Below are 25,047 nucleotides of genomic sequence, written 5' to 3' on the forward strand. Positions count from 1 at the left end.
GTCACCAGAAAAAGTCCACGCCAAACGCGGCCAGCGCCCCGCCCACAAACGCCCCCACGGTGACGCACACGGGCGCACCGGGGCCACAGGCCAGGCCCGCCAGCGCGCCACCCGCGATGCCGCCGCCAATGCCCGCGCCCGTCACCGCCAGTTCGCGGCGTGCAGCGCCGGCCTTGTCTTCTGCGCTGGCCACGGAGTACACCGACAAGGCGATGGACACCACCAGCAGCCCCCGCCCCGCGCGCGAGAGGTTGCGCATGGTGGCGGTGACCCGCGGGTTGGACGTGCCGGCGGACCGCACGATCTCGGCATACACCGCGTTCTGCTGGGTGGGCGACAGGCGGTTGAAGTCCGCGGAGACACCGTACAACTGCTGCGTCTTGCGCGCGATCAGCTCGTTGAGCGACTTGCCTTCGCGCTTGAGCCGCTCGGCCATCGCGCGGCCCACCGGGGTGCTGCGGCCGCGAATGACTTCCATGATGACGTTGCGCGTCTCCTGTGCCTGCTGTGCGGCTTGCGCCCAGGTCATGCGGCCACTGGTGACCTGGCCGCGCAACTCGTTCGCCATCGCCTGAATCTGCCGGGAATAGGCCTGCCGCGCGGTGGCGTCGATCGTCAGGTGGGTGCCGGCATTGGCAATCTCGAACTCCAGCGCCCGGATGGCGGAATCAAAGGCACTTTTGTCATCGGTGTCCTGCACGCGTTGTCTCCCAAATATTGGTGGGCCGTAGGGGGTGAGCGGGATCGCTGCCCGCGGCGGCTTTTTTAAACGCTGTGGCCCGCGCCACCGCGCATTTGCCGCCAGGAAATGGTTACAAGACGTTGGGGGCGGGGCCCGCCTCCGCAGGCTGTCGGCGCTGCACGCAGCGCCAGCGCGTTGGTCGGCTGCTAGCATCCATGCCTCTCTGCGCACCCAGGAGCCGCTCTTGACCGCCACCCCTGCCCCCTCTGCCGCGCCGCCCTGCCCGGCGCTTGCCTGCCTCGCGCTGCTTCTTCTGGCCGCATGGCCCGCCCACGCCCAGGACACCTCGCGCATTGCCCGCGTTACCGTCTACCCCGGCAGTGCCACGGTGGAGCGCGTGGCCCGGGTGCCTGCGGGCGCACGCAGCCTCACGCTGGCCTGCCTGCCCGCGTCGCTGGATGCGCAAAGCCTGCAGATCAACGCCGACCCTGCCGTGCGCGTGGGCGAGTTCAACGTGCTGACCGAAGACCGCGATGTGGTGAGCGCCTGCGCCAGCCCGCTGGACGGTCGCATCCGCGAGCTGGAAGACCAGATTGCCGGCGTGAAGGCCGAGGCCTCGGCGCTGCAGCTGGTGCAGGGCTACCTGCGCAGCGTGGCCCAGGCGGGCCCGGGCGAAGAAACCGCCACCACCCCCCGCACGGCCAGCCCCGCACCCGCACAGATCACGGCCACCGCCGACGTGCTGCGCAAGTCGGGCCACGAGAGCTTTGCGCGTGCGCACCAGCTGGCGCGCAAGCAGGAGGCGCTGGAGCTGGCCTTGAAGCCCCTGGTGGCCGAGCGTGACCGCGTGGCCAGCCAGCGCGCACGGGTGGTGTCGGTCACCATTAACCTGGCTGCCGAGCGTGAGGCCGAGCTGCGCGTGTCCTACCAGGTGCGCGGCCCCGGCTGGCAGCCCAGCTACCGCGCCACGCTGGACGCAGAAAAGTCCACCCTGCTGATCGAGCGGCAGGCACTGGTGGCGCAAAACAGCGGCGAGGACTGGTCGAGCGTGCAGCTCACGCTTTCCACCGGCCAGCCCGGGCGCACCACTGCAGGCCGCCTGCCGCGCGCCTGGACGCTGGATGTGGCCCCGCCCCCGCAGCCCGTGGCCGCGCCCGCACCTGCGATGGCCATGGCCCCCGCGCCATCCACCCTGGCGCGCACACGCGGCGCGGCGGAGCAGGAGTCAATGCCCACCTTCGACGTGGGCACGCTCGACAAGGGCTTTGCCACCGAGTTTTCCGTGCCGCAGCGCATCACCGTGCCGTCCAGCGGCCAGCGCGTGACGCTGGCGCTGGGCAACCACACGGCCCCTGCCACGCTGATCACCCGCACCGCTCCGGCCGTGGAAGAGGCCGCCTACCTGGTGGCCCAGATTGCGCAGCCGCCCGGCGTGTGGCCCGCCGGGCCGGCGGGGCTGTACCGTGACGGCGCGTTCGTCGGCAACGGCCGCATCGACTTCGGCACGCCCAGCGCGGGCGCCCCGGCGGGCAGCAGCAGCCTCTCGTTTGGCCGCGATGAGCTGGTGACCGTGCGCACAGAGCCGGTGCAGGACCTGACGGGCAGCGCGGGGTTCACCGGCGCACGCACCGAACGCACCACACGCCGCGCCTACAGCGTGGACAACCGCCACAAAACCGGGATCACGCTGCAGGTGCTGCACGCCGCGCCGGTGTCGCGCAACGAGAAGATCGAGGTTGAATCCCGCTACCAGCCCCAGCCCACCGACACAGCCTGGAACCGCAGCCCCGGCACCGTAGCCTGGCAGCAGAGCCTGGCTGCGGGGGCCACGGCCCGGTTCAGTGCCGAGCACACCATCCGCTACCCCAAAGACATCGAGCTGCTGGAGCGCCAGTGAAGCCGAAGGCCCGCGGCGCCGCGCCAGGGCCCCCGCCGCTCGGTCACAATCCCCCTGCCCCGGTTCTGGGGCAGGAGCCCCACCCGCCATGAGCTACCAGCACATTCTTGTTGCCGTTGACGGCAGCCCTACATCCGGCCACGCCATCTCCCAGGCCACGGCCCTGGCGCATGCCACAGGCGGCCGCATCCGCCTGCTGAACGTGATGGACCCCGTCGCCCACATCAGCGGCTTCGAGCGGCCCGAGGTGTACCGCAATGAAGTACTGCCGCGCCTGCAGCAAGCGGGCGAGGCACTGTTGCAGCAGGCCCGGGCACAGGTGGCAGAGCGCGGCGTGCCCGTGGACACGGTGCTCATCGAGAACCTGGACGCCCGCGTCGCACAGATCGTGGTGGACCACGCACGGGCCTGGGGCGCTGACCTGATCGTGCTGGGCACCCACGGGCGCCGTGGCCTCGCGCGCGTGCTGATGGGCAGCGATGCCGAGCAGATCGCCCGCACCGCGTCCGTGCCGGTGCTGCTGGTGCGCACCCCCGAGCCCGCCGCCCCGCGCGCCGGCACCTGACCCACGCCGCGCCCTCTCTCCCATGATGCCCCTGCCCCAACCGCCCGAACCCGCGGCACTGCCCCCCCTGCGCCCCAACGTGCGCTTTCTGCTGGCGCACCCGGCCCACTTCATTGCCCTGGGCTTTGGCGCGGGCATGTCGCGCATCGCGCCGGGCACCGTGGGCACACTGTGGGCCTGGCTGAGCTACCTCGCGCTGCAGCAGTGGCTGTCGCCCCTGCAGATGGGCCTGCTGATTGCGGCAAGCACAGTGGTGGGCTGGTGGGCCTGCACCACCACCGCCCGCCACATGCGGGTGGCCGACCCCGGCAGCATCGTGTGGGACGAGGTGGTGGCCTTCTGGCTGGTGCTGTGGCTGGCCATGCCCATGGGTTTCTCGGGCCAGCTCGCGGTGTTCGCCCTGTTCCGCATCTTCGATGCCGCCAAGCCCGGCCCCGTGGGCTGGGCCGACGGCCTGTTCAAGGGCTTTGGCTGGCGCGGCGGCTGGGGCATCTTGTGGGACGACTTTGTGGCAGCCTTCTGCACGCTGCTGGTCGTGGCACTGTGGAGGTTTTGATGACGGTCACTTCACTATCAAAAAGTGAGCTACTCGCGCTTGATGCACAAGCGCTAGAGGCCAATCTGACTCAAATTTCCCTGCGGCTGATCCAGCAAGGCCACATGCTGGCCACCGCCGAAAGCTGCACGGGCGGCATGATCGCCGCGGCCTGCACCGACCTGCCCGGCGCCAGCACCTGGTTTGAGCGCGGCTTTGTCACCTACTCCAACGCCGCCAAGGCCGACATGCTGGGCGTGCCCGCAGCGCTCATTGAACAGGAAGGCGCCGTGAGCGAGGCCGTGGCCCGCGCCATGGCCGATGGGGCACTCCTGCATTCGCAGGCCCAGGTCAGCCTGGCCGTGACCGGCGTCGCGGGGCCCCTGGGCGGCAGCGACGCCAAGCCCGTGGGCACGGTGTGGTTCGCCTGGTGCGTGAATGGCGAAACCCACAGCGAAATGCAGCACTTCCCGGGCGACCGCGCCACCATCCGGGCCGCCACCGTGCGGTATGCGTTGCAGCGGCTGCTGGCTTTTTTGCTGGGCTGAGCCGCCCCGCCCCGCAGCGGTCTGGCTGTGGCCAGGTGCCCGCCCGCAAATCGCCAAGGCTGCCTGTGCAATTGTTCACGCTCACCCCGGCGGCAGGGTCAGCGGCAGCGCGCACGGCGTTGAACGTGTTCCTAGAATCCGCCGCTTCGCACGCTGTGAATGCCGGCCCTCGGCCGTTGCAGCGCCCCTTCCAGCCCGACCTATTGCGCGACCATGCCCCCTTTTACCGCCACCCAGAACCAACTCCTCACCGAGCACCTGCGCAACTTTCTGCCAGGCATCGAGCCCGAGGCGCTGGAGCTGCTGCGCGGCCAACTCGAATGGGTGGAAATGCCCGGCGGCGGCACCCTGATGGCGCAGGGGGAGCCCGGCGAGTCGATGTACCTCACCGTGAGCGGCCGCCTGCGTGCCTATGTGCGCAGCGATGACGGCAGCAGCGGCCCGCAGCGCCGTGTGGCCGATATGGGCCGGGGCCAGGTGATTGGCGAGATCAGCCTGTTCACCGATGCGCCCCGCGCGGCCACCGTGGTCGCCGTGCGCGACTCGGTGCTAGTGCGCCTGACCAAGGACGTGTTCAAGACCCTGCTGGCCAGCAGCGCCCAGGTGTCGATTGCCCTCACGCGCCAGATCATCCAGCGCCTGCAAACGGGCACCGCCGCCCACACGGCCGCACAGGAGCGGCCCGTGGCCATGGGCCTGCTGCCCGTGAGCAGCGGCGTGGACCTGCAGGGCGTTGGCCAGAGCCTGGCGCGCCAGCTGGGCACCATCGGCCGCGTGCGTGTGGTCGACTCCGCCACCGTGGACGCAGAGCTGCAAGAGCCCGGCATTGCCCAGCGCGAAGGCGCCGACGCCACGGCCAACCGGCGCATCGCCATGCTGCTCGACGAGATTGAGGCCCGCAACGACTTTGTGCTGCTGCTGGCCGACCCCGAGCCCACCCCCTGGACGCGGCGCGTGAGCCGCCACTGCGACGAGTTGCTGCTGCTGGCCGACGCGCAGGCCGAACCCGCGATCCACCCCATCGAGGAACACTGTCTCATGCGCCGCGCGCCCCTGGCCGAGGCCGCCGAGATCCTGGTGCTGCTGCACCCCCAAGGCACGCAGTGCCCGCGTGGCACCCAGCAATGGCTGGACCGCCGCCCCGTGGCCGACCATGTGCATGTGCGCCCCACCCTCGACCGCGACATGGCGCGCCTGGCCCGCATCCAGAGCCGCACCGCCGTGGGCCTGGTGCTGGCGGGCGGCGGTGCGCGCGGCTTTGCGCACCTGGGCATCTACCGCGCATTGCAGGAAGAAGGCGTGGAGATCGACTGCGTGGGTGGCACCAGCATCGGATCGGTCATGGCCGCGTATGTGGCATCCGACCGGCCGCTGGCGACGGTGATGGCCAACGCCCGCGAGGCGTTTCGCACCAACCCCACGGGAGACTTCAACCTGCTGCCGCTGATGTCGCTCATCAAGGGCCGCCGACTGCGCCACATCCTGCACGAGGCCGTGGGGAGCCTGGTGGGCTTCCCGGCCCAGGTGGAAGACCTGTGGAAGAACTACTACTGCGTGGCCACCAACTACTCGCGCGCCAGCGAACAGGTGGTGCGCCGTGGCAGCCTGGTGAAGTCGCTGCTGGCCAGCATCTCCATCCCCGGTGCATTGCCGCCCGTGGTGCACGAGGGCGACCTGCTGTGCGACGGTGGTACGTTCAACAACTTTCCGGTGGACGTGATGCGCAGCAGCATGCGCGGCGTGGGCACGGTGATCGGCGTGGACCTGAACTTCCGCAAGCCGCGCCGCATCGAGCTGGACGACATCCCCACCAGCTGGGCCCTGCTGCGCGACAAGCTGCGCCCGCGCGCCCAGCGCCACTACAAGCTGCCCTCGCTCGCCAGCTACCTCATGCAGGTCACCATCCTGTACAGCATGTCGCGCCAGCGCCAGTCGCAACAGCTCACCGACCTGTACTTCACCCCCCCCATGGACCGCGTGGGCATGCTGCAGTGGAACCGCTTCGAGCAGATCGTGCAGCAGGGGTATGCACATGGCATCCAGGTGCTGGACGGCCTGGATGACATCAAGCATCGGCGCATCGGCGGGCTGCGGGAGGCCTGAGCACCGGGCCGACGCACGGACGGTGCCGGCGGAGGGGCCGGTGTAGCATGGGCGCCCCGAGGAAACGAGAGAGGGACACCCCACATGCACCCCAACGCCCAGACCCTGCACCGCTTCTACACCGCCTTCGCGCAGCTGGACCACGCCACCATGGTCGCCTGCTATGCGCCCGACGCCAGGTTTGACGACGAGGCCTTTTCCCTGAAGGGCCGCGACCAGATCAGCGGCATGTGGCGCATGCTGTGCACCGCCACCAAAAAGCCCGGCGCCGCCGAGCACTGGAAGCTGGAATTCAGCGGTATCGACGCCGATGCCCAAACCGGCAAGGCGCACTGGGAGGCGCACTACCTCTTCAGCGCCACGGGGCGCAAGGTGCACAACATCATCGACGGCACCTTCACCTTCACGCCCGACGGGCTGATCGCCACCCACCGCGACCGGTTCAGCTTCTGGCGCTGGGCGCGGCAGGCGCTGGGCGCGCCGGGGCTGCTGCTGGGCTGGTCGCCCTCGCTCAAGCGCAAGGTGCGCAGTACGGCGGCGGGGAATTTGAAGAAGTTTTTGGCGCAGGGGTGAGGGGGCGCCGAGCGTCAGTAGTCGGCCAATAGCGGTCAGATGATTCTTTACGAAAGCACTTCGTGAGCAACCCGAACCAGTCCCACGACGACGCAGTCGCCACTGCCAAAACAAAGAGCGTCAACCACCATTTCAAGAGGGAGGGGCGATTGATGATCTGGTTTGTTGTTGGCGTACCAGTCATCCTGCTGCTCGGCGCCTTTCTGTTGGGTCCCGCGCTCCTCTCTTTCGTAGGCAGGTAGAAGGATCGAACGCGTAACTTGCAAACCACGGCCAGAAGCGTCAATTTGATTAAGCGACCATGACAGCCTCGACATCAAAAGAAGTAACCGCGTTGGATTCGTTCTATAGCGATTTCGACTGGTACGTGGGTCACGCTCGCTCACTTGCGATGAGTCCCGAAGATTGCTGCGCTGACCAGGGCAATTTTCTGGTTGCCGGTGAGCTTTTCTACTTCTTACTGCAACCGACTCAGCTTGTGGATGACCCGCTCGGGCTTATGACCACAACGCAGAAGCTAGCAGTTGAAATACTTCGGGACAGCGTCGAGTTGGTCCCCCCTGAGGCAAGGAGTGGTGGTTCGACCGCTGCTGAATCGCTTGCTGATATGCAGCATCCATCATGGACGCTACCCCGCCGCCTTGCGCAGGAGCTACTTACGGTCCTTGCTCCTCTTGCAGCGGCGCGCGATGTCTTTTATTCAAACGGATAACGCGCCGCTCAATGCGGCAACGAGCGGCTGCTTCGGGCCCATAACCGCTGTCCGTGCCGCCCGAAAGCGGTCACTCAGAGCGCGCGCAGCGAGCGTCCATTCTCGGGATGAGACCCGGGGCGGCTATAGAACCAAAACGCACACCACCGCACTCAACAACCCGCGGACAGCCACCGGTGCTGAACATCGCCCACAACCGCAGCTTGCACCAGCAGAATTACCAAGCCAAATTACCCTCCAGCGCTTACCAGGCAAGCGCTATCAGCTATCAAATCAGAAGCATCCATCACTCAAGCCCCGTGGCACTTCTTGTACTTCTTGCCACTGCCGCAGTAGCAAGGGTCGTTGCGCCCCGGCTCGGGTGCCTTGCGCACCGTCTCCACGCGCGGGCCCATGCTCTTCCACAGCTGGCGCAGGTCGTACACGGCCCAGATGGCTTCGCCGAAGGCCTCGACGCGCGCCTGGCTGGTGCTGGGTGGGCCGTCTTCGTCGTACATGCAGACTTCGGGCTTGCCCGTGTCGTCTTCGGTCAGGGCAACGATGCGGTCCAGCGCGTCATCCAGCCACTTGGCGGCTTCCTTGTCGCGGGGGGCGGCCCAGTCTTCGGGCCAGTTTTCCACCGCAAACATGAAGCCCAGCGCCCACACCTGGCCGAAGGACGGGATCTCCTGGTCGTCGCCCATTTCGGCGCGTTGCTCATCCGTCAGGCTGGCCACGGCGCCGCGCATGTCCATGGCTTCGGGCTGGAAGGTGCGGTCGTCGTCCAGCGTCTTCACGTCGGTGTCGAGCTGGGTCACGATTTCGGCCCAGCGGCGGTTCCACAGCTCTAAAAAGCGCGCCTGCTGGGCGGCGTCAGCAAAGGCTGGCAACTGCGGCAGCGGGTCGCCTTCGGCAACATCCAGCTCGGCGCCGTCGCCCAGCAGCATGGGCAGGTACTCGGCCGGGGCGATGGGGCGGCGGCTGCAGATCAGCGCGGTCATGAAGCCATCGCAGAACTCCCACTGCGGGATTTCCTCGCCGCGCGAGCGCAGGTCGTCGAGGATGTTGTCGATCTCTTCCAGCTCTTCAGGGCCCAGTGCGGCGGCCGGGGCGCCCGCGGGGTCATCAAGATCGTCGGTGGAGGGAGTGGGCGATGTGGGTTCGGTCATGGGGGGCTCCGGTCGTCAAGCGAGATAGCGGGGGCGGTAAAACATTGTTTTACTTTTATGATGCGCAGGCCTTGTGCCGTGGCGCTGGTGTAGCGGCGCAGGTACGGCGACCCGGGGTGGTGCCGGGCCTCAAAAGCGCCTTGCGCAACATGGCACCCGATAAAAAGGCGGTCAGTGTAGCCCCCTCTCGCACCGCCACCAGAACCAGGACCCCCATGCTCCACCAACTGAACTCCCTGTACCCGGTGCGCTACACGGCCTTTGCGCTGTGCGTGTTCGGGCTGCTGCTGTCGCTGTTTGCGCTGGTGGCGTTTGGCGTGGGCCTGCCCGTGGTGCTGGTGTTTGCTGCCTTGGTAGCAGTGGGCGTGTACGACCTGCAGCAGTCGCGCCACGCCATTTTGCGCAACTACCCGGTCATCGGCCACATCCGCTTCATGCTGGAATACGTGAGGCCTGAGGTGCGCCAGTATTTCATCGAGAGCGATAGCGAGGCCGCGCCGTTCTCGCGCGCCCAGCGTTCGCTGGTCTACCAGCGCGCCAAGGGCGACCCGGACAACCGGCCGTTTGGCACGCACCTCGATGTGGGCGCGCAGGGTTATGAATGGGTGAACCACTCGCTCGCACCCACACAGCTGCCGTCGCACGACTTTCGGGTGTGGATTGGCGGCAGCCCCGATGCGCCGTCATCGTCCGTATCGCCCTGCACCCAGCCCTACCACGCGAGCGTGTTCAACATCTCGGCCATGAGCTTTGGCGCGCTGTCGGCCAATGCGATCCTGGCTTTGAACCAGGGTGCAAAAAAAGGCGGCTTTGCGCACGACACGGGTGAGGGCAGCATCAGCCAGCACCACCGCGTGCACGGCGGCGATTTGATCTGGGAGATCGGCTCGGGCTACTTTGGCTGCCGCAACAGTGACGGTACCTTCAGCGAAGAACGCTTTGCCGCCAACGCCACCGACCCGCAGGTCAAGATGATCGAGCTGAAACTCAGCCAGGGCGCCAAGCCCGGCCACGGTGGCGTGCTGCCAGGCGCCAAGGTCACGGCCGAGATCGCCGCTGCGCGCGGGGTGAAGGAGGGCGAGGCCTGCATCTCGCCCGCCAGCCACAGCGCGTTCAGCAACCCGGTGGAGATGATGCAGTTCATCGCCAGGCTGCGCACGCTGTCGGGCGGCAAGCCCACGGGCTTCAAGTTCTGCCTGGGCCACCCGTGGGAGTGGTTTGCCATCGTCAAGGCCATGCTGGTCACCGGCATCACGCCGGATTTCATCGTGGTCGATGGCGCCGAGGGCGGTACGGGCGCGGCGCCGGTGGAATTCACCGACCACGTGGGTGCCCCGCTGCAAGAGGGCCTGCTGCTGGTGCACAACACGCTGGTGGGGGTGAACCTGCGTGACCGCGTGCGAATTGGCTGCGCGGGCAAGGTGATCAGCGCCTTCGACATCGCTCGCATGATGGCGCTGGGCGCCGACTGGTGCAACGCGGGGCGCGGCTTCATGATGGCGCTGGGCTGTATCCAGGCGCAAAACTGCCACACCGGGCACTGCCCCACGGGCGTGACCACCCAAGACCCGCTGCGCCAGCAGGCCCTGGTGGTGCCCGACAAGGCCACGCGCGTGGCGCAGTTTCATCGCAGCACGCTGCACGCGCTGCAGGAGCTGGTGCAGGCCGCCGGGCTGCGTCACCCCAAGGACATCACGGCCCACCACATCGTGCGCCGCATCAGCGACACCGAGGTGCGCCTGCTGTCCAACCTGATCACGCGCATGCAACCGGGCGCGCTGCTGGGCCCGCTCGACGCGCAGCACAACGTGTTCCGCCTGTACTGGCCGCTGGCCAATGCCCACAGTTTTCAGGCCAGCGAGCCTGCGCTGGAACCCTCCATTCCCCACCATGTGGAGCTGGTGCACGCTGCGGCGGCGGGCACCGCGGCCGTGGCAGCAGGGGAAGCCGCCGTATGACCGTGGCGACATCAGACGCAGTCGACTACGGGGCCTTTTTGCGGCATCAGCTGGCCACACAGCCGCACAACGTGATGAGCCATGTGCTGGGCAACGAAAAGATCTGGGTCAAGCGCGCAGGCACGCCCCACAGCATGGGCCGCTACCACGCCATGGGCGTGCTGGCCTGGCTGCTGCGCCTTCCCGTGCTGCGGCCGGTACCCAACCCCGGTGGCCCCGTCGCCATTTCCACCGAGGTGCGGCGCCTGCACGACCTGGCAGCGCGCGACATTCGTGTGCCCCAGGTGCTGGCCGTGCAACCCGACGGCTTTGCCATGCGCCATCTGGGCCGTGTAGGGGTGGAGACCCATTCCCTTGGCGACGAGATCGACCACGCCGTACAGGCCGGCGACCGCAGCGCCGTGCTGGCCCTGTGGCAGCAAGGGCTGGACGCGCTCGCCCAGGTGCACCGCCAGGGCACCTGCCTGAGCCAGGCGTTTGCGCGCAACCTCGTGCGCTGCCCCGACGGCGAAGTGGCCTGCATCGACTTTGAGGACGACCCCGCCGCCGTGCTGCCCCTGGCGGTGTGCCATGTGCGCGATGCGCTGTGCTATGCGCACTCCACCGCGCTGTACCTGCACACCAGCAGCACCCTGGACGAAGGGCGCGCGCGCTGGGCGGCGTGGGTGGCGCAGGGCAGCGCAGAGATGCGGGAGGTGCTGGCGACCAGCGTTCGCCGCATGGGGTGGATGCGGCGCCTGCCTGAGAGCCGCACGCTGGGGCGGGATTTGCAGCGGGTGCGGGCGGCGTACGAGTTGCTCGGCAGATGAAACGCGGTTGTTCTGTTCAAGCTGTGGTTATCCGCTGACAGCGCCAAGCGCGCTCATCGCCTATCGTTCAGGAGGAGCTTCCTCCAGCCCACCCCCCTCTTTTCATGCCACTGCCCGCCGCTGCCAGCCCAGCCGCCCCTGAGCCCACGCCCTTGCCCCCCGCTACTGACAAGCCGCGCCGCAGCCGCCCGCCCACCCTGTCGCGGGCTGCCTGGAAGCAATTCATGGGCGTGGCCCAGCCCTACTGGGCAGGCGACAAGAAGCGCACCGCCTGGGGCTTGATGGCACTGCTGATCGCCCTGATGGTGTGCGAGACCCAGCTGGCCGTCATGCTGATCGACAAGACAGGGGAGATGACATCGGCCCTGGCGGCCAGGCAGGCCGAACGCTTCTGGATCGCGGTGCGCACCAGCCTGGTGGTACTGGCATTCGCGGTGCCGGTGTACGACTTTTATTACTACATGCGCGATGCGTTCTCCAACCACTGGCGGCGCTGGCTCACCCACCGATTCCTGGATGGCTATCTGAGCGAACGCAAGTACTACGAGATCGGCGCGGGCGGCGACATCGACAATGCGGCTGCGCGAAAACGCCGAATCCATCGCCTTCTACCGGGGCGAACCCCAGGAGCGCGTGCAGATCGACCACCGGTTTGAGGCAGCGTTTACCAACTTCGCCCGGCTCATCAAAAAGCAGCTCTCGCTCAACCTGTACCAGCGCTCTTTCAGCCAGCTCACCTTGATCCTGCCCAGCATCCTCCTGGCCAATGCGGTGCTGTCGGGCGAGCTGGAGGTGGGCCGGGCCATCTAGGCGGCAGGCGCATTTGCCGCCGTGCTGGGCGCCATCTCGCTGATCGTGGACAACTTCGAGAGCCTGAGCCGGTTTGTGGCGGGCATCGACCGGCTGCATACCCTGTCGCAGGTCGTGCTCAAAACCCCTGCCGCGCCCACCCCCTGGGCCGATCCCGCCCCGGCAGGCCAGCCTGCGGACGATGCGAAGCCCGCGATCAACGCCCACGACCCCTGCGAGCCCCCACCGCACATCACCACCCGCATCGGCGACACGCTGGCCATCGAAGGGCTCTCGCTTTACACCCCCCACTTCGGCCGCCTGCTCGTGGCCGACCTCTCGCTACAGTTGCAGCCCGGCGATGCGCTGCTCATCACCGGCCCGAGCGGCTGCGGCAAAAGCTCGCTCTTGCGTGCCATTGCGGGCCTGTGGCACACGGGCAGTGGCACCGTGCAGCACCCGCCCCTGGAAGACATGTTCTTCCTGCCCCAGCGCCCCTACATGCAGATTGACACGCTGCGCAGCCAGATCATCTACCCGAGCAAGCAGACGGCGCTGAGCGACGAACGCCTGCTGGAGCTGCTGCGGGAGGTGCACCTCGAATCACTGTCCGAGCGTGTGGGCGGGCTCAACGCGTCCTTTGACTGGGAGAAGCTGCTGTCCGTGGGCGAGCAACAGCGCCTGGCCTTTGCCCGCGTGCTGGCGCGCCAGCCCAGCATCGTCATCCTGGATGAAGCCACCAGCGCGCTGGACAGCGCCAACGAAACCGCCCTCTACGAACGCCTGCGCGCCAGCGGCACCACCCTCATCAGCATCGCCCACCGCCCCGCCGTGCTCAAACACCACACGCACGTGCTGGAATTCAAGGGCGAAGGGGCTTGGGAGTTGTACGCGGCAGCGGATTTCAGGTTTGACAGCTGAGCGCGGTGGCTCAAGCGACGGCGCGTACTGGTTCGCCTGCGGGTTCTTCTATCACCAGCGCTGTCGCCACATCTGCCCCCAGGTTCAGCAACCGCTTGCGCATACAGATCACCGCTTTATCCTTGCTCAGCAATATGGACTGGTGCATCGCCGCCAGGTCGATGAACTTCTGGTCGTCCGCGTCTTTGCACACGTAGGCCACCTTGGGTGCGATCTCCACCAGGCGCGCCTGCGCATCAAACGCTGCCAGCACCTGTGCTGCATCCACGCGGTAGTAATTCATGCGCGAGGCGATGTGCGGGTAGGCCAGCACGCGCTCCAGTTCGTCGCGCATGACCTGGGTCGCTATCCAGACCAGGCGCCCTTGGGCCAGCAGTGCGCGCAGGGGGGCGGTGCGCGGGTCGCTGAAGATCAGCAGATCCAGCGCGACGTTGGTGTCCACCACCACGGGGCGGGCGGGTTCGCCCGGTGCGGCCTCGGCGGGCAGGCGCAGTTCAACCTGCATTGCGCGGGTCGTTGTCAGGGGCGGGTTTTGCCGCGCGGTCGCGCACCGCGCCCTTGATCATGTCGAAGCGGAACATGCGGCATTCGATGGGGCCGTTCCACATGGGCACGCGGCGCGATTCCTTCAGGCGCATCTTGCCGGGCAGCTTGAGGTCGGGAGTGAGCATCCAGGCCTGCCAACCAGCGTAGTTCTTCTTCCAGTGCGAGGCCAGCTGGCTGAAGAATTCGCCGCCATCCTCGGTCTGCGCCTCTTCGCGGCCCACGGCCATGCCCTGGGCACGGTCGGCAGCGCGCTCGCTGGCGTTGCGGCCTGCGCTGCCTGCGGCAGCAATGCGCTCGCCGTAGGGCGGGTTCAGCAGCATCACGCCAGGCTGGTCGCACGGTGGCATGCGCTGCAGGGAGTCGCCGCCGCGCAGTTGCACGGCATCGGCCACACCGGCGCGCTCGGCATTGCGCTGGGCAAAGTCGACCATGCGGAAGGCCACATCACTGCCAAACAGGGGCACAGCGCTTGCCTGCATTGCGCCTTCAGCTTCGTTTTTAATAGCAGACCACACGTGCGCCTGGAACGGCAGCAGCTTCTCGAACGCAAAGCGCCGCAGCATGCCTGCCGGGATGCGGCAGGCGATCTGCGCGGCCTCGATCACGATGGTGCCGCTGCCGCAGCAGGGGTCGTACAGCGGCTGGGGGTTGTCGCCGTGTGGGTCCCAGCCGCTGGCAGCAATCATGGCGGCGGCCAGGGTTTCTTTTAGTGGCGCATCGCCCTTGTCTTCGCGCCAGCCGCGTTTGAACAGCGGCTCGCCCGAGGTGTCGATGTAGATCGTTGCCTCGTCGGTGGTCAGGTGCAGGTGGATGCGCACATCGGGCCACTGGGTGTTCACGTCGGGCCGCACGCCGCTCTTGTTGCGAAAGCGGTCGGCCACGGCGTCCTTGACCTTGAGGCCCGCAAAGTTGAGGCTCTGCAGCGGGCTGTGCTGGGCGGTCACTTCCACCTTGAAGGTCTGGCGCGTGGTGAACCAGATCTCCCAGGCCACGTCGCTGGCCATGGCATAGAGGTCGTTTTCAGAGCGGTAAGGGCGGTGCGCCAGCTGCACCAGCACGCGCTGGGCCAGTCGGCTGTGCAGGTTGAGCAGCAGCGCCTGGCGCCACGAGGCGCGCAGCAGCACGCCGCCGCGGCCGACCAGCAGGTCTTGCCCCGTGAGGCCGGTGATGCCATGCACTTCATCGGCCAGAAAGCCCTCGACGCCCGCAGCGCAAGGGAGGAAAAGTTGGAGTTGGTTCATAGGACTGGCCGAAAGGATACGCGCTCAAGCCTTGCGCAGGAGCAACTGGCGGATGGACTCCGGGATCGGCGCCACCTTGCGGTCAGCCTTGCCGATGAAAACGATGCCGATCTTGCCGCGCGCCACCTCGCGGCCGGAGGTTTTCTCGGTCATGCAGAACACCAGGTCAAAGCCGTAGCGGTTGAAGTCCGCTGGCGCCATCTCCACCCGCATGGTTTCGCCATGGAAACCTTCGGACTTGTACTGCGCCACGATGTCGCCCACCACGATGGACAGGCCGCCCACATCGGCCTCGGGGTAGCCCAGCGACTGGAAGAACCGCACACGCGCCTCGGACACCAGCGTGAGCAACTGCGCGTTGTCCAGGTGCCCGCCCTGGTTGACGTGGCTGATGTAGATCTGCAGCTCGGTGGCAAAGCCGAAGTGCGGGGGGAGGTCAAAGACGATGCGGGCCATGGTGGGGCAGCGGGTAGATAAACAAAAAATCAAACAGGGTGAGCCAGGCGCACCCTGGCGGTGACCCTACAGCGCCTTGCGCAGATTGGCCGGCGCGATCTTGAGCGCCTCGCGGTACTTGGCCACGGTGCGGCGCGCGCACTCAATGCCCTGCTCCTTGAGCATCTCGGCGATCTGGCTGTCGGACAGCGGCTTGGCGGGGTTCTCGGCCGCGACAAACTGCTTGATCAGCGCGCGCACCGCCGTGCTGGATGCATTACCACCGGTTTCGGTGCCCAGGCCCGAGCCAAAGAAGTACTTGAGCTCGTAGGTGCCGATCGGCGTGGCCATGTATTTGGCCGTGGTCACACGGCTGATGGTGGATTCGTGCAGGCCCAGTTCGTCTGCGATGTCGCGCAGCACCAGCGGGCGCATGGCCAGCTCGCCATGGGTGAAGAAGTTTTTTTGCCGCTCCACGATGGCGCGCGAGACGCGCAATATGGTGTCAAAACGCTGCTGGATGTTCTTGATGAACCAGCGCGCCTCCTGCAGGCGCTGCTGCATGCCCTGGTGGCCCTCGCCGCCCTTGTGGCCGCGCAGCGCACCGGCATAGATGTCGTGCACGCGCAGGCGGGGCATCACGTCGGGGTTGAGGCTGACGATGAAGTTGTGCTGGCCATCGCGGCCCCGCTGCGAGCCTTCCCGCCCGGCTTTGCGCACGATGACATCGGGAATGATGATGTTGCGCTCCACGTCGGCAAAGCGGCGGCCGGGGCGAGGCTCCAGGCGAGCGATCAGCGCCATGGCGGCGCGGGTGCGCTCTTCGCCATCGCCACACAGCTGCGTCAGGCGGCGGATGTCGCGGCGGGCCAGCATCTCCAGCGGCTGCTGGCAGATGCGCAGCGCGGTCTGCACGGTGTCGGGGTCTGCGTCGCTGTCTTCGTCGGCCGCCAGGGCGGTGAGCTGCAGGGTGAGGCACTCGGCCAGGTTGCGCGCGCCCACGCCCACGGGTTCCAGGCTTTGCAGCAGGCGCTGGGCCACCGTGAAGCGGTGCACCAGTTCCTCGATCTGCTCCAGGTCTTCGGGCCCTGCCAGGCTGATGGCCAGCTCTTCGAGCGACTCTTCAAGGTAGCCATCGTCGTTCAGCGATTCGATGAGAAAACGCAGCGCGGCCGTGTCCACTTCGGACAGCCGCAGCGACAGCGCCTGGCGGTGCAAAAAGGCGGTGAGCGACTCGTGCGTTCGGGCCAGCTCGGTGGCGTCGGCCTCGTCCCCTTCCGCATCGTTGCGGGTACGCGCCGGGGCGTCGCCGCCCCACTCGGCGTCGTTGGGCGCCATCTCTACCGTGCCGTCACCGCTCCAGTCCGGTTCGTCGGCGCCAGCACTCGGTGTTTCAGCATCATTTTGGCCTTCAGCGCTTGTACTGCTTGCGCTGACAGCTCCTGAAAACATAGCATCGTCGGCGCTATAGTCGTCGGCCTGTGCGGGCGTGTCGGCGGCTTCCAGGCCAAACTCCTCGCGCGGTGCTTCGTCGGCATTGCGCTCAAGGAACGGGTTTTCGTCGAGCATCTGCTCGACTTCCTGCGAGAGTTCGAGCGTGGACAACTGCAGCAGCCGGATGGACTGCTGGAGCTGGGGAGTCAATGCAAGGTGCTGCGAGACGCGCAGCGACAGTCCAGGCTTCATTGATTGAGCGCCGCCGGGCCGCCCCAAGGCGCGAGAGCCCCCTTGGGGGGCAGCGCATTACACGAAGTGACAAGCGTGGGGGCCATGTCTACATCCTGAAGTGTTCGCCGAGGTACACGCGGCGTACTTCGGCGTTGTCCACGATCTCGGACGGCGTGCCCTGCGCCAGCACGCGGCCATCGCTGATGATGAAAGCGTGGTCGCAGATGCCCAGTGTTTCGCGCACGTTGTGGTCGGTGATGAGCACGCCGATGCCGCGCGCCTTCAAGAAGCCGATGATGCGCTGGATCTCGATCACGGCAATGGGGTCGATACCGGCGAAGGGCTCGTCCAGCAGGATGAAACGCGGCTGGGTGGCCAGGGCGCGGGCAATCTCGACCCGGCGGCGTTCCCCGCCCGACAAGGCCATGGCCGGGGACTCGCGCAGGTGGTCCACGCGCAGCTCCTGCAGCAGGGCGGTAAGGCGCTCTTCGATGGCGGTGCGGCTCAGGCGCTGGCCGTCGTCACCGCGCTGCAGCTCCAGCACGGCGCGCACGTTTTCTTCGACCGTGAGCTTGCGGAAGATCGACGCTTCTTGCGGCAAGTACGACAGCCCCAGGCGTGACCGGCGGTGAATGGGCATGTGGGCGACCGACTGGCCGTCGATGCGAATATCCCCCTCGTCGCTGCGCACCAGCCCCACGATCATGTAGAACGAGGTGGTCTTGCCCGCGCCGTTGGGGCCCAGCAGCCCCACGACCTCGCCTTTTTGCACCACCAGCGACACGTCCTTGACGACCTTGCGGGTGCCGTAGGACTTGGCCAGGTGCTGCACCTCCAGGCGGCTGCCCGTCTGCGAATCAGGCCCCAGGCGGCTGCCCGCCTGGGCGTCAGGCGCGGTACTCACGGTATTGCCGCTCACTTGGCGCCGCCGCCCAGGCTGTTGCTGGGGCGCAGCGCCGGAGCCGGAGTGGATGGTTCAGGTGCCGCCACAGGGGGCGACGGATCTTTGGGGGACAGCACGGCGCGCACGCGGCCGCCTGGCGCGGGGGCGTCCCCAGCGGCATTGGTGGCTGGCCGCTTGCCGTCCACGCTGAACACATCGGTCAGGTTGTTGTAGACGATCACGGCGCCGGTGATCTCGTCACTGAGCACCGATCCCCGATAACGGCGCAGTTCGGCGCGGGTGATAAAGCGCACGTTGTCGGCCTTGCCGTCGTACTCGATTACTTCGCTTTCACCCTCGATGAACTCATCGGGCGCACCCGGCAGGGTGTCGCGCTTTTGCCGAAAAAATGCGCGCTTGCCGGGCTCGGCCGTGACGACACCGTACTGGTAGCCATCGGCATCCTGGCGCACATCCAGCCGCGCTCCGCGCAGCACGATGGAGCCCTTGGTCATCACCACACGGCCGGAGAACACGCTGGTCTGCTTGAGTTCATCGTGCCGCAGGGCGTCGGCCTCGATGTTCATGGGCTTGCTACGGTCTGCCCGCTCGGCATGGGCCACACCCAGGGTGCAGGCCAGGGCGGTGAGCATGAGGATGGGAAGGAGGCGATGGTTCATAGGGCACGAATCTTGCAATCATTGTATCCATCCGTTCGCCCTCCTCCATGAAAAAAGCCCGCGCATGCGGGCTTCGAAGGCAATACGCCAAACAGACGGCCGTAAACCGTCAGCCTTTGCGGGCCACAGCCGTCAGGTGCTCGACCACCTGCAACACGTTCTGCATGCTGCCGGCCATCGTGCCGTCGGTATAGAACTTGCCAGCAACCCCCATGGAAGGCACACCCTCCACGCCATAGGCATCCTGCAGCTGCGAAGCACGGCGGACCTGGTTGGACACCGTGAAGGAGTTGTAGACCTCCTTGAACTTGGCCGCATCCACGCCCTGCTGCCCGACCCAGGCAAAAATGTCATCGTCCTTGGCGAGCTTGAGCTTATCCACATGGATGGCGCGGAAAACCTTGGCGTGCAGTGCTTCGAGCTTGCCCATGCCTTCCAGCGTGTAGTACAGCTTCTGCTGGGGGATGAAGCTCGCATTGAAGGCCACCGGCACGCGGCGAATGCTCAGATCCTTGGGCGCGGCCTTGGCCCAGGCGTCGAACGCGGGCTCAAACACGTTGCAGTGGGGGCAGCTGTACCAGAAGAACTCGATCACATCGACCTTGCCGGCTGCAGCGTCGGGCGCCACGGGCTTGTCCAGCCGCTTGTAGTCCTTGCCCTCCTTGAACTGGCGGGCCTGGGCCAGCGCGGGGGTGGCCACGGGCAGCGTCAGGGCGGAAGCGGCAACCACCGAAGCGGCAGACAGAGAAAAATCACGGCGTTTCATGTCAAAGACTCTCCTGTTACAGGTCTGGGGGATGTGAGCCATGCCCCCGCAAAAAGTTCAGATCGGCATCAGCGCTGCACGCGCACCAGCGCAGATTCGACGCCAGCGCCGCCGAGCTTCTCCTTGAGCTGCTCGGCGTCGTCGCGCTTGGCAAACGGCCCCACGCGCACCCGGAACACCGGGCGGCCGTTCTGTTCGCGCTCGCTCACCCGCGCCTCCCAGCCCAGCATCGCCAGCTTGGCGCGCTGGGCGTCGGCATCGGCCTGCGTGCGGAAGGCACCCGCCTGTACAAAGTAGTCAAACGGGTCCACCTCGCTCTTGGCCGCCGCTTTGGCCGCCGCCAGATCGCCCAGTGGGTCGGCGCTGGGCTTGCTCTCGGCCTTGGCCTCGGGCTTGCTGGCTGCGGGCTTGGGAGCCGACGCAGCAGCGCGTGCATCCGGCGGCGCCACTGAGGCGGGCGCCGAAGCGACCGGAGCAGGCGGCGCAGCGGGCCGCGCCGGGTTCTTGCCATACAGCGGAGAGTTGGGGTCCCAGTTCTTGTTCTTCTGCGATTCGGCGGCGTCCATGTCGGCACCACGGCCGCCACCCTTGTTGAGGAAGGGCACCGGCACCTTGGTCACATAGACCGCCACCGCCAGCGCGGCCCCCAAGCCCACGATCACGCCCACGATGAAACCGATGATGGTCCCGCCCGTCTGTTGCTTCTTCATAGTTTGTGACTGCTTACATTCTGGCCGGAGCCGACACGCCCAGCACAGCCAGGCCATTGTGCAATACCTGCGCGGTGGCGGCGACGAGCGCGAGGCGCGCCTTTTTCACGGCCTCATCGTCCACCAGGATGCGCTCGGCGTCGTAGTAGCTGTGGTAGCTGGCGGCCAGGTCGCGCAGGTAGAAGGTCACGTCGTGCGGGGCCTCGCCGTCGGCGGCGGCCGTGAGCATCTCGGGGTACTTGGCCAGCTGCAGCATCAGGGCCTGGGCCTGCGGGCCTTCCAGGGCCGAGAGATCCACTTCCTTGAGCGAAGCGACATCGCCGCCACCCGCCTCTGCCCAAGCGCGCAACACCGACTGGATGCGCGCATGCGCGTACTGCACGTAGTACACCGGGTTGTCGTTGTTCTGCGCCACGGCAAGGTCCACGTCGAAGGTGTATTCGGTGTCGGGCTTGCGGCTGAGCAGGAAGAAGCGCACGGCATCCTTACTGGTCCACTCGATCAGGTCGCGCAGCGTGACATAGCTGCCCGCGCGCTTGCTGATCTTGACCTCTTCACCACCCTTGACCACGCGCACCATCGTGTGCAGCACGTAGTCGGGGTAGCCTTGGGGAATGCCCACATCGGCCGCCTGCAGGCCAGCGCGCACGCGGGCGATGGTGCCGTGGTGGTCGGTGCCCTGGATGTTGACGACCTTGGTGAAGCCGCGCTCCCACTTGGCGATGTGATAAGCCACATCGGGCACGAAATAAGTGTACGTGCCGTCCTGCTTGCGCATCACGCGGTCCTTGTCGTCGCCGTAGTCGGTGCTCTTGAGCCACAGCGCGCCGTCCTGTTCGTACGTCTTGCCGTTGGCCACCAGCTTGTTCACCGTGGCCTCGACGCGGCCGCTGGTGTACAGGCTCGATTCGAGGTAGTACTCGTCGAACTGGAGGTTGAAGGCCTGCAGGTCCTTGTCCTGCTCGTTGCGCAGGTAGGCGACGGCGAACTGGCGGATGTTGTCGTAGTCTTCCACGTCACCATTGGCGGTGAACTCGCGGTCGTCGGCCTTGACGGTGGCTTTGGCCTTGAAAGCCTCGGCGATGTCGGCGATGTAGTCGCCGTTGTAGAAGTTCTTGGCCAGCGGGTTGTCGCTGTCGGTGGGCCAGCACTCGTCGCCGGGCTTGAAGCCCTTGGCGCGCAGCTGCGTGCTCTTGGTCAGCGTGTCGATCTGTACGCCCGCGTCGTTGTAATAGAACTCGCGGTGTACCTTCCAGCCCTGGGTGGCAAACAGGTTGCAGATCGCATCGCCCAGCGCCGCCTGGCGGCCGTGGCCCACATGCAGCGGGCCGGTGGGGTTGGCCGACACGAACTCGACCAGCACCTGCTGGCCGTGCGCGCTTTGGTAGCCGAAGCGGTCGCCCGCGGCCAGCACCTCGCGCACCACTTGCTGCTTGGCAGCGGGTTTCAGGCGGATGTTCAGGAACCCAGGGCCCGCGATTTCAATGGCCGATACCCAGCGCTGGAACGCGGGAGTGGCTTCCAGCGCCGTCTTGAGCTGCTCGCCCAGCGCGCGCGGGTTGAGCTTAAGGGGCTTGGCCAGCTGCATGGCCGCGGTGCAGGCAAAGTCGCCGTGCGCAGCCACCTTGGGGGATTCAAACGCCGCTTTGGCACCGGCGCCGGGGGACAGGGTTTCGAGCTCGCCCGCAAGCGCGGCGAGCAATTCATTTTTGGCTGTGAGCATCGGCGGATTTTACGGGGGCATCCGGGGCCAGCGCCGGACGCCCGTTCTTGCGCCGTCCGCGTTGTGGCCGCTAGGGTTCTATGGTGCAATGACTCCGGGAGCCCCCTATAACCCAATCACTCCAGGAGATTCCATGCAAAAGCTTCTTTCCCTCACCGCTCTGAGCCTGGCCCTGTCGCTGGGTCTTTCGGCCCAGGCAGCCGAAGACAAGGCCCCGACCAAGCAGCAATCCAAGATGGCGACCTGCAACAAGGAAGCGGGCGATATGAAGGGTGACGAGCGCAAGGCGTTCATGAAAACCTGCCTGAGCAACAAGCCCGCCTCCCAGCAAGACCGGATGAAGGCCTGCAACGCCGACGAAAAAGCCAAGACGCTCAAGGGCGACGAGCGCAAGGCCTTCATGAGCGAGTGCCTCAAGAAGTGACGTAACCGGCACCGACACACGGCAAAAAGCCGCTGCCCCGTGGGGCCAGCGGCTTTTTTTACGGGCGCAGGGCCTGAAAGGCCTACCAGCCCCGCGCCCAGAACACCGCAATCACCGCCACCACCGGCAACACGTGCGACTGGATCATCACCAGCCGGCGCACCTTCTTCACCTCCAGTTCGTCAGGCAGGGCGCCCGAGGCCTGCAGATTGCGCCGCCAGCGGCGGAACATGATGGAAGGCCAGATCGACAGGATTGCCATGACCACCACGATGGTGATCTTGATGTGAAACAGCGGCTGCGAGACATACCACGACACCCCCTTGATGCCCCAAAAGAGCCGTGCCAGGCCGCTGCCAATCATCACCAGAGCGGCCGCGCCATAGATCACATCCAGCCGCACCAGGCGCTCGACGACGGCGGCATTCATCCATTCGGTGCGGCACAGCGCCGCCTGGCTCGACAGAAAGACCACAAAGGTCAGGATGGCCACCAGGTGCAGGGCGGCAAGAATGGCTTCGAGGGTCATGGAGGGTTCCTTTTCAACACCCGGCGGCTCGATAAATGCGTCAACTCCACCCGGGGATGGTTGCCATTTTGCTTGAGGAAAAGCTCGCCAGCACCGCCCAGCGCCACCTGCGTGCACGCCCGCTGCTGCGCTGCGCCAGACGCCGCCGCCCTGCGCATCTACTTCTAAATTGATAGCTATAAGCGCTTTACCATCAAGCGCTGGAGGCCACTTTTATCTTAAAAATGACCCTGATACAGACACGTTCCTGCCCTTCAGCCGCGGACTCCCTGTCCTCAGTTCTGAGGACATACAAGCCTCGACGAATCCGGTAGCTTCGGCCGCGCCTGCCCTACAAGTGCCCCCCGGAGAAGCAACTGCATCATGGCCAAGACAACAGCAGCAGCGGCGCCCACGCCAAACATCAGAACTCTGACCCGCACCTGGCTGCTGGGATTCGCTGTCGTGCTTGCGGCCTGCGGCGGCGGTGGGGGCGATGACCCACCGGTGAACACCCCCAGTTTCCGCGTGGGTGGCCAGCTGGCCGGTCTGGGCGCGGGCAAGACCGTGGTCATTACCGATGCCAGCGGGCCCAGCGCCGCCGTGTCAGCCAACGGCAGCTACAGCCTGCAGCTACCCGCAGGCACCGCCTACAGCCTGCGCATTGCCGCCCAGCCGGTGGGCCAGACCTGCACCATCGCCAATGGCAGCGGCACCGTGAGCGCCGATGTGAACAACGTGAGCGTGGCGTGCCGCGACAACGATGTGCCCCCCCAACGCCCGCACGCTGGGCGGCAGCGTCGCGGGCCTCGCCACAGGCAAGGCGCTGGTGCTGCAACTCGCGGCCGGGGGAGCCACGCAAGAGGCCCGCGTGACCGCTGACGGGCCCTTCACGTTCGCCCAGCCCGTCACAGGGCCCTACAGCATCTCTGTGCTGACCCAGCCGCAGAATCAGACCTGCACCGTCACCGGGGGCCAAGGCACCGTCGATGCCAGTGCCGCCCTGCCCCCCATCACCGTAGCCTGTGCAACCACGGGCTACCGGCTCTCGGGCACCGTCAGCGGCAACATCGGCGTGGTGGCGTTGCGCAACAACGCCAACGGGGACACCGTGACCGTGGTGGACAACGGCGCCTTCCGCTTTGCCCAGCCTGTGCTGGCGGGCATGGGCTACGCCGTCAGCGTGTTCGACAGCAGTGCGGGGCAAAGCTGCAGCGTCAGCGGCGGCACGGGGGTCGCCACGGCCGACGTCACGCAGATGGCCGTCGTCTGCGTGGTGGATGCACCGCCACCACCGCCACCGGTGGTGGTGGTTCCGGGTATCCCTGCCCTGACCCTGGCCTATGACGTCAAGACCTTCAAGCTCAGCTGGGGCGCCATTGCGCCCCCCGCCGGTGGCGGCGCCATCACCTACCGCGTGACGGAAGACCCCGACGGTGCAGGCCCGGCCGCAGCCACGCAGATTGCCACGGGCCTCACCGGTACCAGCTACGACCGGGTGGTGACAGGCCTGCTGCACACGCGGCTGAACGCCACCTACCGCGTGCAGGCGTGCAACAGTGCGGGGTGCAGCGCGTTGTCGGCGGCGCAAGCGGTGGATCTGACGCGGGCCATCGGGTACTTCAAGGCGAGCAATACAGGAGCGGGCGACCTCTTTGGCTACAGCGTGGCCCTATCGGGTGACGGCACCACCCTGGCGGTGGGGGCGTACAGAGAGGACAGCAATGCCACCGGCGCCAATGGTGACCAAGGGGACAACTCCGCCGTTGATGCGGGTGCCGTGTATGTGTTCACCCGAGTCGGCAGCACCTGGAGCCAGCAGGGCTATGTGAAGGCCAGCAATACCGATGCGAATGACTTTTTTGGCACCAGCTTGGCCCTGTCGGGCGACGGCAACACCTTGGCAGTGGGGGCGACTGGGGAAGACAGCAATGCCACAGGCATCAACGGGGACCCGGTGGACAACTCTGCCACCCTTGCAGGTGCCGTGTATGTGTTCACCCGCAGCGGCAGCACCTGGAGCCAGCAGGCCTATGTGAAGGCCAGCAATACAGGGGCAGAGGACCGTTTTTGGCACCAGCGTAGCCCTTTCGAGCGACGGCAACATCCTGGCGGTGGGCGCGAACGGGGAAGACAGCAATACCACCGGTATCAACGGTGACCAGTCGAACAACGCGGCCAGCGGTGCTGGTGCCGTCTATGTGTTCAGCCGCAGCGGCGGCA

At 66.7% G+C, this 25,047-nt stretch carries 27 protein-coding genes; 15 read left to right on the forward strand and 12 right to left on the reverse strand.

Going from position 1 to position 25,047, the window contains the following annotated elements; all coding sequences use genetic code 11:
• Position 1 precedes the first annotated feature (1 nt).
• Positions 2-700: a hypothetical protein gene (locus KYG_RS19150; RefSeq protein WP_008906581.1), complete on the reverse strand. Its 699-nt coding sequence runs from the start codon at positions 698-700 to the stop codon at positions 2-4.
• A 226-nt stretch (positions 701-926) separates the two neighbouring features.
• On the opposite strand from KYG_RS19150, the gene KYG_RS19155 reads away from it, so the two are divergent.
• The 7 genes from KYG_RS19155 to KYG_RS19190 all read left to right on the forward strand — a co-directional run bounded on the left by KYG_RS19155 (position 927) and on the right by KYG_RS19190 (position 7,615).
• A complete protein-coding gene (locus KYG_RS19155; RefSeq protein ID WP_008906582.1) occupies positions 927-2,579 on the forward strand; it encodes a DUF4139 domain-containing protein in 1,653 nt (550 codons plus the stop codon).
• A gap of 88 nt (positions 2,580-2,667) precedes the next feature.
• Positions 2,668-3,144 carry a universal stress protein gene (locus tag KYG_RS19160; protein ID WP_008906583.1) on the forward strand — a complete coding sequence of 159 codons (477 nt, stop codon included), beginning with the start codon at positions 2,668-2,670 and terminating at the stop codon, positions 3,142-3,144.
• A 22-nt stretch (positions 3,145-3,166) separates the two neighbouring features.
• Positions 3,167-3,700, forward strand: a complete 534-nt coding sequence (locus tag KYG_RS19165) for a phosphatidylglycerophosphatase A (protein WP_008906584.1) — start codon at positions 3,167-3,169, stop codon at positions 3,698-3,700.
• Complete coding sequence (locus KYG_RS19170; protein ID WP_034695413.1) at positions 3,700-4,227, forward strand: CinA family protein; 528 nt, start codon at positions 3,700-3,702, stop codon at positions 4,225-4,227. The genes KYG_RS19165 and KYG_RS19170 overlap by 1 nt, the downstream gene beginning before the upstream one ends.
• A 213-nt stretch (positions 4,228-4,440) precedes the next feature.
• Entirely contained in the window at positions 4,441-6,330 is a 1,890-nt protein-coding gene (locus KYG_RS19175; protein ID WP_008906586.1) for a cyclic nucleotide-binding and patatin-like phospholipase domain-containing protein, read from the forward strand.
• An 84-nt stretch (positions 6,331-6,414) separates the two neighbouring features.
• A complete protein-coding gene (locus KYG_RS19180) occupies positions 6,415-6,903 on the forward strand; it encodes a nuclear transport factor 2 family protein (protein ID WP_008906587.1) in 489 nt (162 codons plus the stop codon).
• Positions 6,904-7,204: 301 nt separating this feature from the next.
• On the forward strand, positions 7,205-7,615 hold the full coding sequence (locus tag KYG_RS19190) for a hypothetical protein (protein ID WP_034695415.1): 411 nt from the start codon (positions 7,205-7,207) through the stop codon (positions 7,613-7,615).
• Between the two features lie 290 nt (positions 7,616-7,905).
• Here the strand turns inward: KYG_RS19190 and KYG_RS19195 are convergent, their stop codons facing one another.
• A complete protein-coding gene (locus KYG_RS19195) occupies positions 7,906-8,763 on the reverse strand; it encodes a UPF0149 family protein (RefSeq protein WP_008906590.1) in 858 nt (285 codons plus the stop codon).
• A 215-nt stretch (positions 8,764-8,978) separates the two neighbouring features.
• On the opposite strand from KYG_RS19195, the gene KYG_RS19200 reads away from it, so the two are divergent.
• From KYG_RS19200 to KYG_RS25545, 5 genes are all read left to right on the forward strand, one after another.
• Positions 8,979-10,721 carry an FMN-binding glutamate synthase family protein gene (locus KYG_RS19200; protein ID WP_008906591.1) on the forward strand — a complete coding sequence of 581 codons (1,743 nt, stop codon included), beginning with the start codon at positions 8,979-8,981 and terminating at the stop codon, positions 10,719-10,721.
• Positions 10,718-11,530 carry a hypothetical protein gene (locus tag KYG_RS19205; protein WP_008906592.1) on the forward strand — a complete coding sequence of 271 codons (813 nt, stop codon included), beginning with the start codon at positions 10,718-10,720 and terminating at the stop codon, positions 11,528-11,530. The genes KYG_RS19200 and KYG_RS19205 overlap by 4 nt, the downstream gene beginning before the upstream one ends.
• Before the next feature lie 104 nt (positions 11,531-11,634).
• The gene (locus KYG_RS25535; protein WP_369750063.1) at positions 11,635-12,186 is read left to right on the forward strand and encodes a hypothetical protein; all 552 of its coding nucleotides are present in this window, start codon (positions 11,635-11,637) and stop codon (positions 12,184-12,186) included.
• Complete coding sequence (locus tag KYG_RS25540; protein ID WP_342721010.1) at positions 12,104-12,340, forward strand: hypothetical protein; 237 nt, start codon at positions 12,104-12,106, stop codon at positions 12,338-12,340. The genes KYG_RS25535 and KYG_RS25540 overlap by 83 nt, the downstream gene beginning before the upstream one ends.
• Before the next feature lie 21 nt (positions 12,341-12,361).
• Positions 12,362-13,240, forward strand: coding sequence for an ATP-binding cassette domain-containing protein (locus tag KYG_RS25545; RefSeq protein ID WP_369750065.1), 879 nt, complete (start codon positions 12,362-12,364; stop codon positions 13,238-13,240).
• A 10-nt stretch (positions 13,241-13,250) separates the two neighbouring features.
• On the opposite strand, the gene KYG_RS19215 is transcribed toward KYG_RS25545, so the two are convergent.
• The 9 genes from KYG_RS19215 to argS all read right to left on the reverse strand — a co-directional run bounded on the left by KYG_RS19215 (position 13,251) and on the right by argS (position 21,892).
• Entirely contained in the window at positions 13,251-13,745 is a 495-nt protein-coding gene (locus tag KYG_RS19215) for a putative toxin-antitoxin system toxin component, PIN family (protein WP_008906593.1), read from the reverse strand.
• Positions 13,735-15,027, reverse strand: coding sequence for a class I SAM-dependent RNA methyltransferase (locus KYG_RS19220; protein WP_008906594.1), 1,293 nt, complete (start codon positions 15,025-15,027; stop codon positions 13,735-13,737). The genes KYG_RS19215 and KYG_RS19220 overlap by 11 nt, the downstream gene beginning before the upstream one ends.
• A 24-nt stretch (positions 15,028-15,051) precedes the next feature.
• Positions 15,052-15,483, reverse strand: a complete 432-nt coding sequence (locus tag KYG_RS19225) for a thioesterase family protein (protein ID WP_008906595.1) — start codon at positions 15,481-15,483, stop codon at positions 15,052-15,054.
• A gap of 66 nt (positions 15,484-15,549) precedes the next feature.
• The gene (locus KYG_RS19230; protein WP_008906596.1) at positions 15,550-17,148 is read right to left on the reverse strand and encodes an RNA polymerase factor sigma-54; all 1,599 of its coding nucleotides are present in this window, start codon (positions 17,146-17,148) and stop codon (positions 15,550-15,552) included.
• 88 nt (positions 17,149-17,236) lie between these two features.
• A complete protein-coding gene (gene lptB, locus KYG_RS19235; RefSeq protein ID WP_050813900.1) occupies positions 17,237-18,034 on the reverse strand; it encodes an LPS export ABC transporter ATP-binding protein in 798 nt (265 codons plus the stop codon).
• Positions 18,035-18,045: 11 nt separating this feature from the next.
• Positions 18,046-18,693 carry a lipopolysaccharide transport periplasmic protein LptA gene (gene lptA, locus KYG_RS19240; protein ID WP_008906598.1) on the reverse strand — a complete coding sequence of 216 codons (648 nt, stop codon included), beginning with the start codon at positions 18,691-18,693 and terminating at the stop codon, positions 18,046-18,048.
• 109 nt (positions 18,694-18,802) lie between these two features.
• On the reverse strand, positions 18,803-19,459 hold the full coding sequence (locus tag KYG_RS19245) for a thiol:disulfide interchange protein DsbA/DsbL (RefSeq protein ID WP_008906599.1): 657 nt from the start codon (positions 19,457-19,459) through the stop codon (positions 18,803-18,805).
• Between the two features lie 68 nt (positions 19,460-19,527).
• Entirely contained in the window at positions 19,528-20,169 is a 642-nt protein-coding gene (locus KYG_RS19250; protein WP_008906600.1) for an SPOR domain-containing protein, read from the reverse strand.
• A 13-nt stretch (positions 20,170-20,182) separates the two neighbouring features.
• Entirely contained in the window at positions 20,183-21,892 is a 1,710-nt protein-coding gene (argS, locus tag KYG_RS19255) for an arginine--tRNA ligase (protein ID WP_008906601.1), read from the reverse strand.
• Between the two features lie 133 nt (positions 21,893-22,025).
• Here argS and KYG_RS19260 point away from each other — a divergent pair, with 133 nt between their 5' ends.
• Positions 22,026-22,316, forward strand: a complete 291-nt coding sequence (locus KYG_RS19260; RefSeq protein ID WP_008906602.1) for a PsiF family protein — start codon at positions 22,026-22,028, stop codon at positions 22,314-22,316.
• 82 nt (positions 22,317-22,398) lie between these two features.
• Here the strand turns inward: KYG_RS19260 and KYG_RS19265 are convergent, their stop codons facing one another.
• Complete coding sequence (locus KYG_RS19265) at positions 22,399-22,845, reverse strand: DUF2214 family protein (RefSeq protein WP_008906603.1); 447 nt, start codon at positions 22,843-22,845, stop codon at positions 22,399-22,401.
• 363 nt (positions 22,846-23,208) lie between these two features.
• Here KYG_RS19265 and KYG_RS19270 point away from each other — a divergent pair, with 363 nt between their 5' ends.
• On the forward strand, positions 23,209-23,706 hold the full coding sequence (locus KYG_RS19270; RefSeq protein WP_008906604.1) for a hypothetical protein: 498 nt from the start codon (positions 23,209-23,211) through the stop codon (positions 23,704-23,706).
• Positions 23,588-24,985, forward strand: a complete 1,398-nt coding sequence (locus KYG_RS24940; RefSeq protein WP_202798349.1) for an FG-GAP repeat protein — start codon at positions 23,588-23,590, stop codon at positions 24,983-24,985. The genes KYG_RS19270 and KYG_RS24940 overlap by 119 nt, the downstream gene beginning before the upstream one ends.
• The last annotated feature ends 62 nt before the right edge of the window (positions 24,986-25,047 follow it).

The organism is Acidovorax sp. NO-1, assembly GCF_000238595.1.
In the GTDB taxonomy this organism is placed as follows: domain Bacteria; phylum Pseudomonadota; class Gammaproteobacteria; order Burkholderiales; family Burkholderiaceae_C; genus Acidovorax.

Coding starts and splice junctions, on each gene's coding strand:
- KYG_RS19160 (WP_008906583.1), top strand. CDS start 2,668: ATGAGCTACCAGCACATTCTTGTTGCCGTTGACGGCAGCCCTACATCC.
- KYG_RS19165 (WP_008906584.1), top strand. CDS start 3,167: ATGATGCCCCTGCCCCAACCGCCCGAACCCGCGGCACTGCCCCCCCTG.
- KYG_RS19170 (WP_034695413.1), top strand. CDS start 3,700: ATGACGGTCACTTCACTATCAAAAAGTGAGCTACTCGCGCTTGATGCA.
- KYG_RS19175 (WP_008906586.1), top strand. CDS start 4,441: ATGCCCCCTTTTACCGCCACCCAGAACCAACTCCTCACCGAGCACCTG.
- KYG_RS19180 (WP_008906587.1), top strand. CDS start 6,415: ATGCACCCCAACGCCCAGACCCTGCACCGCTTCTACACCGCCTTCGCG.
- KYG_RS19190 (WP_034695415.1), top strand. CDS start 7,205: ATGACAGCCTCGACATCAAAAGAAGTAACCGCGTTGGATTCGTTCTAT.
- KYG_RS19195 (WP_008906590.1), bottom strand. CDS start 8,763: ATGACCGAACCCACATCGCCCACTCCCTCCACCGACGATCTTGATGAC.
- KYG_RS19200 (WP_008906591.1), top strand. CDS start 8,979: ATGCTCCACCAACTGAACTCCCTGTACCCGGTGCGCTACACGGCCTTT.
- KYG_RS19205 (WP_008906592.1), top strand. CDS start 10,718: ATGACCGTGGCGACATCAGACGCAGTCGACTACGGGGCCTTTTTGCGG.
- KYG_RS25535 (WP_369750063.1), top strand. CDS start 11,635: ATGCCACTGCCCGCCGCTGCCAGCCCAGCCGCCCCTGAGCCCACGCCC.
- KYG_RS25540 (WP_342721010.1), top strand. CDS start 12,104: ATGCGGCTGCGCGAAAACGCCGAATCCATCGCCTTCTACCGGGGCGAA.
- KYG_RS19215 (WP_008906593.1), bottom strand. CDS start 13,745: ATGCAGGTTGAACTGCGCCTGCCCGCCGAGGCCGCACCGGGCGAACCC.
- KYG_RS19220 (WP_008906594.1), bottom strand. CDS start 15,027: ATGAACCAACTCCAACTTTTCCTCCCTTGCGCTGCGGGCGTCGAGGGC.
- KYG_RS19225 (WP_008906595.1), bottom strand. CDS start 15,483: ATGGCCCGCATCGTCTTTGACCTCCCCCCGCACTTCGGCTTTGCCACC.
- KYG_RS19230 (WP_008906596.1), bottom strand. CDS start 17,148: ATGAAGCCTGGACTGTCGCTGCGCGTCTCGCAGCACCTTGCATTGACT.
- lptA (WP_008906598.1), bottom strand. CDS start 18,693: ATGAACCATCGCCTCCTTCCCATCCTCATGCTCACCGCCCTGGCCTGC.
- KYG_RS19245 (WP_008906599.1), bottom strand. CDS start 19,459: ATGAAACGCCGTGATTTTTCTCTGTCTGCCGCTTCGGTGGTTGCCGCT.
- KYG_RS19250 (WP_008906600.1), bottom strand. CDS start 20,169: ATGAAGAAGCAACAGACGGGCGGGACCATCATCGGTTTCATCGTGGGC.
- argS (WP_008906601.1), bottom strand. CDS start 21,892: ATGCTCACAGCCAAAAATGAATTGCTCGCCGCGCTTGCGGGCGAGCTC.
- KYG_RS19260 (WP_008906602.1), top strand. CDS start 22,026: ATGCAAAAGCTTCTTTCCCTCACCGCTCTGAGCCTGGCCCTGTCGCTG.
- KYG_RS19265 (WP_008906603.1), bottom strand. CDS start 22,845: ATGACCCTCGAAGCCATTCTTGCCGCCCTGCACCTGGTGGCCATCCTG.
- KYG_RS19270 (WP_008906604.1), top strand. CDS start 23,209: ATGGCCAAGACAACAGCAGCAGCGGCGCCCACGCCAAACATCAGAACT.
- KYG_RS24940 (WP_202798349.1), top strand. CDS start 23,588: ATGTGCCCCCCCAACGCCCGCACGCTGGGCGGCAGCGTCGCGGGCCTC.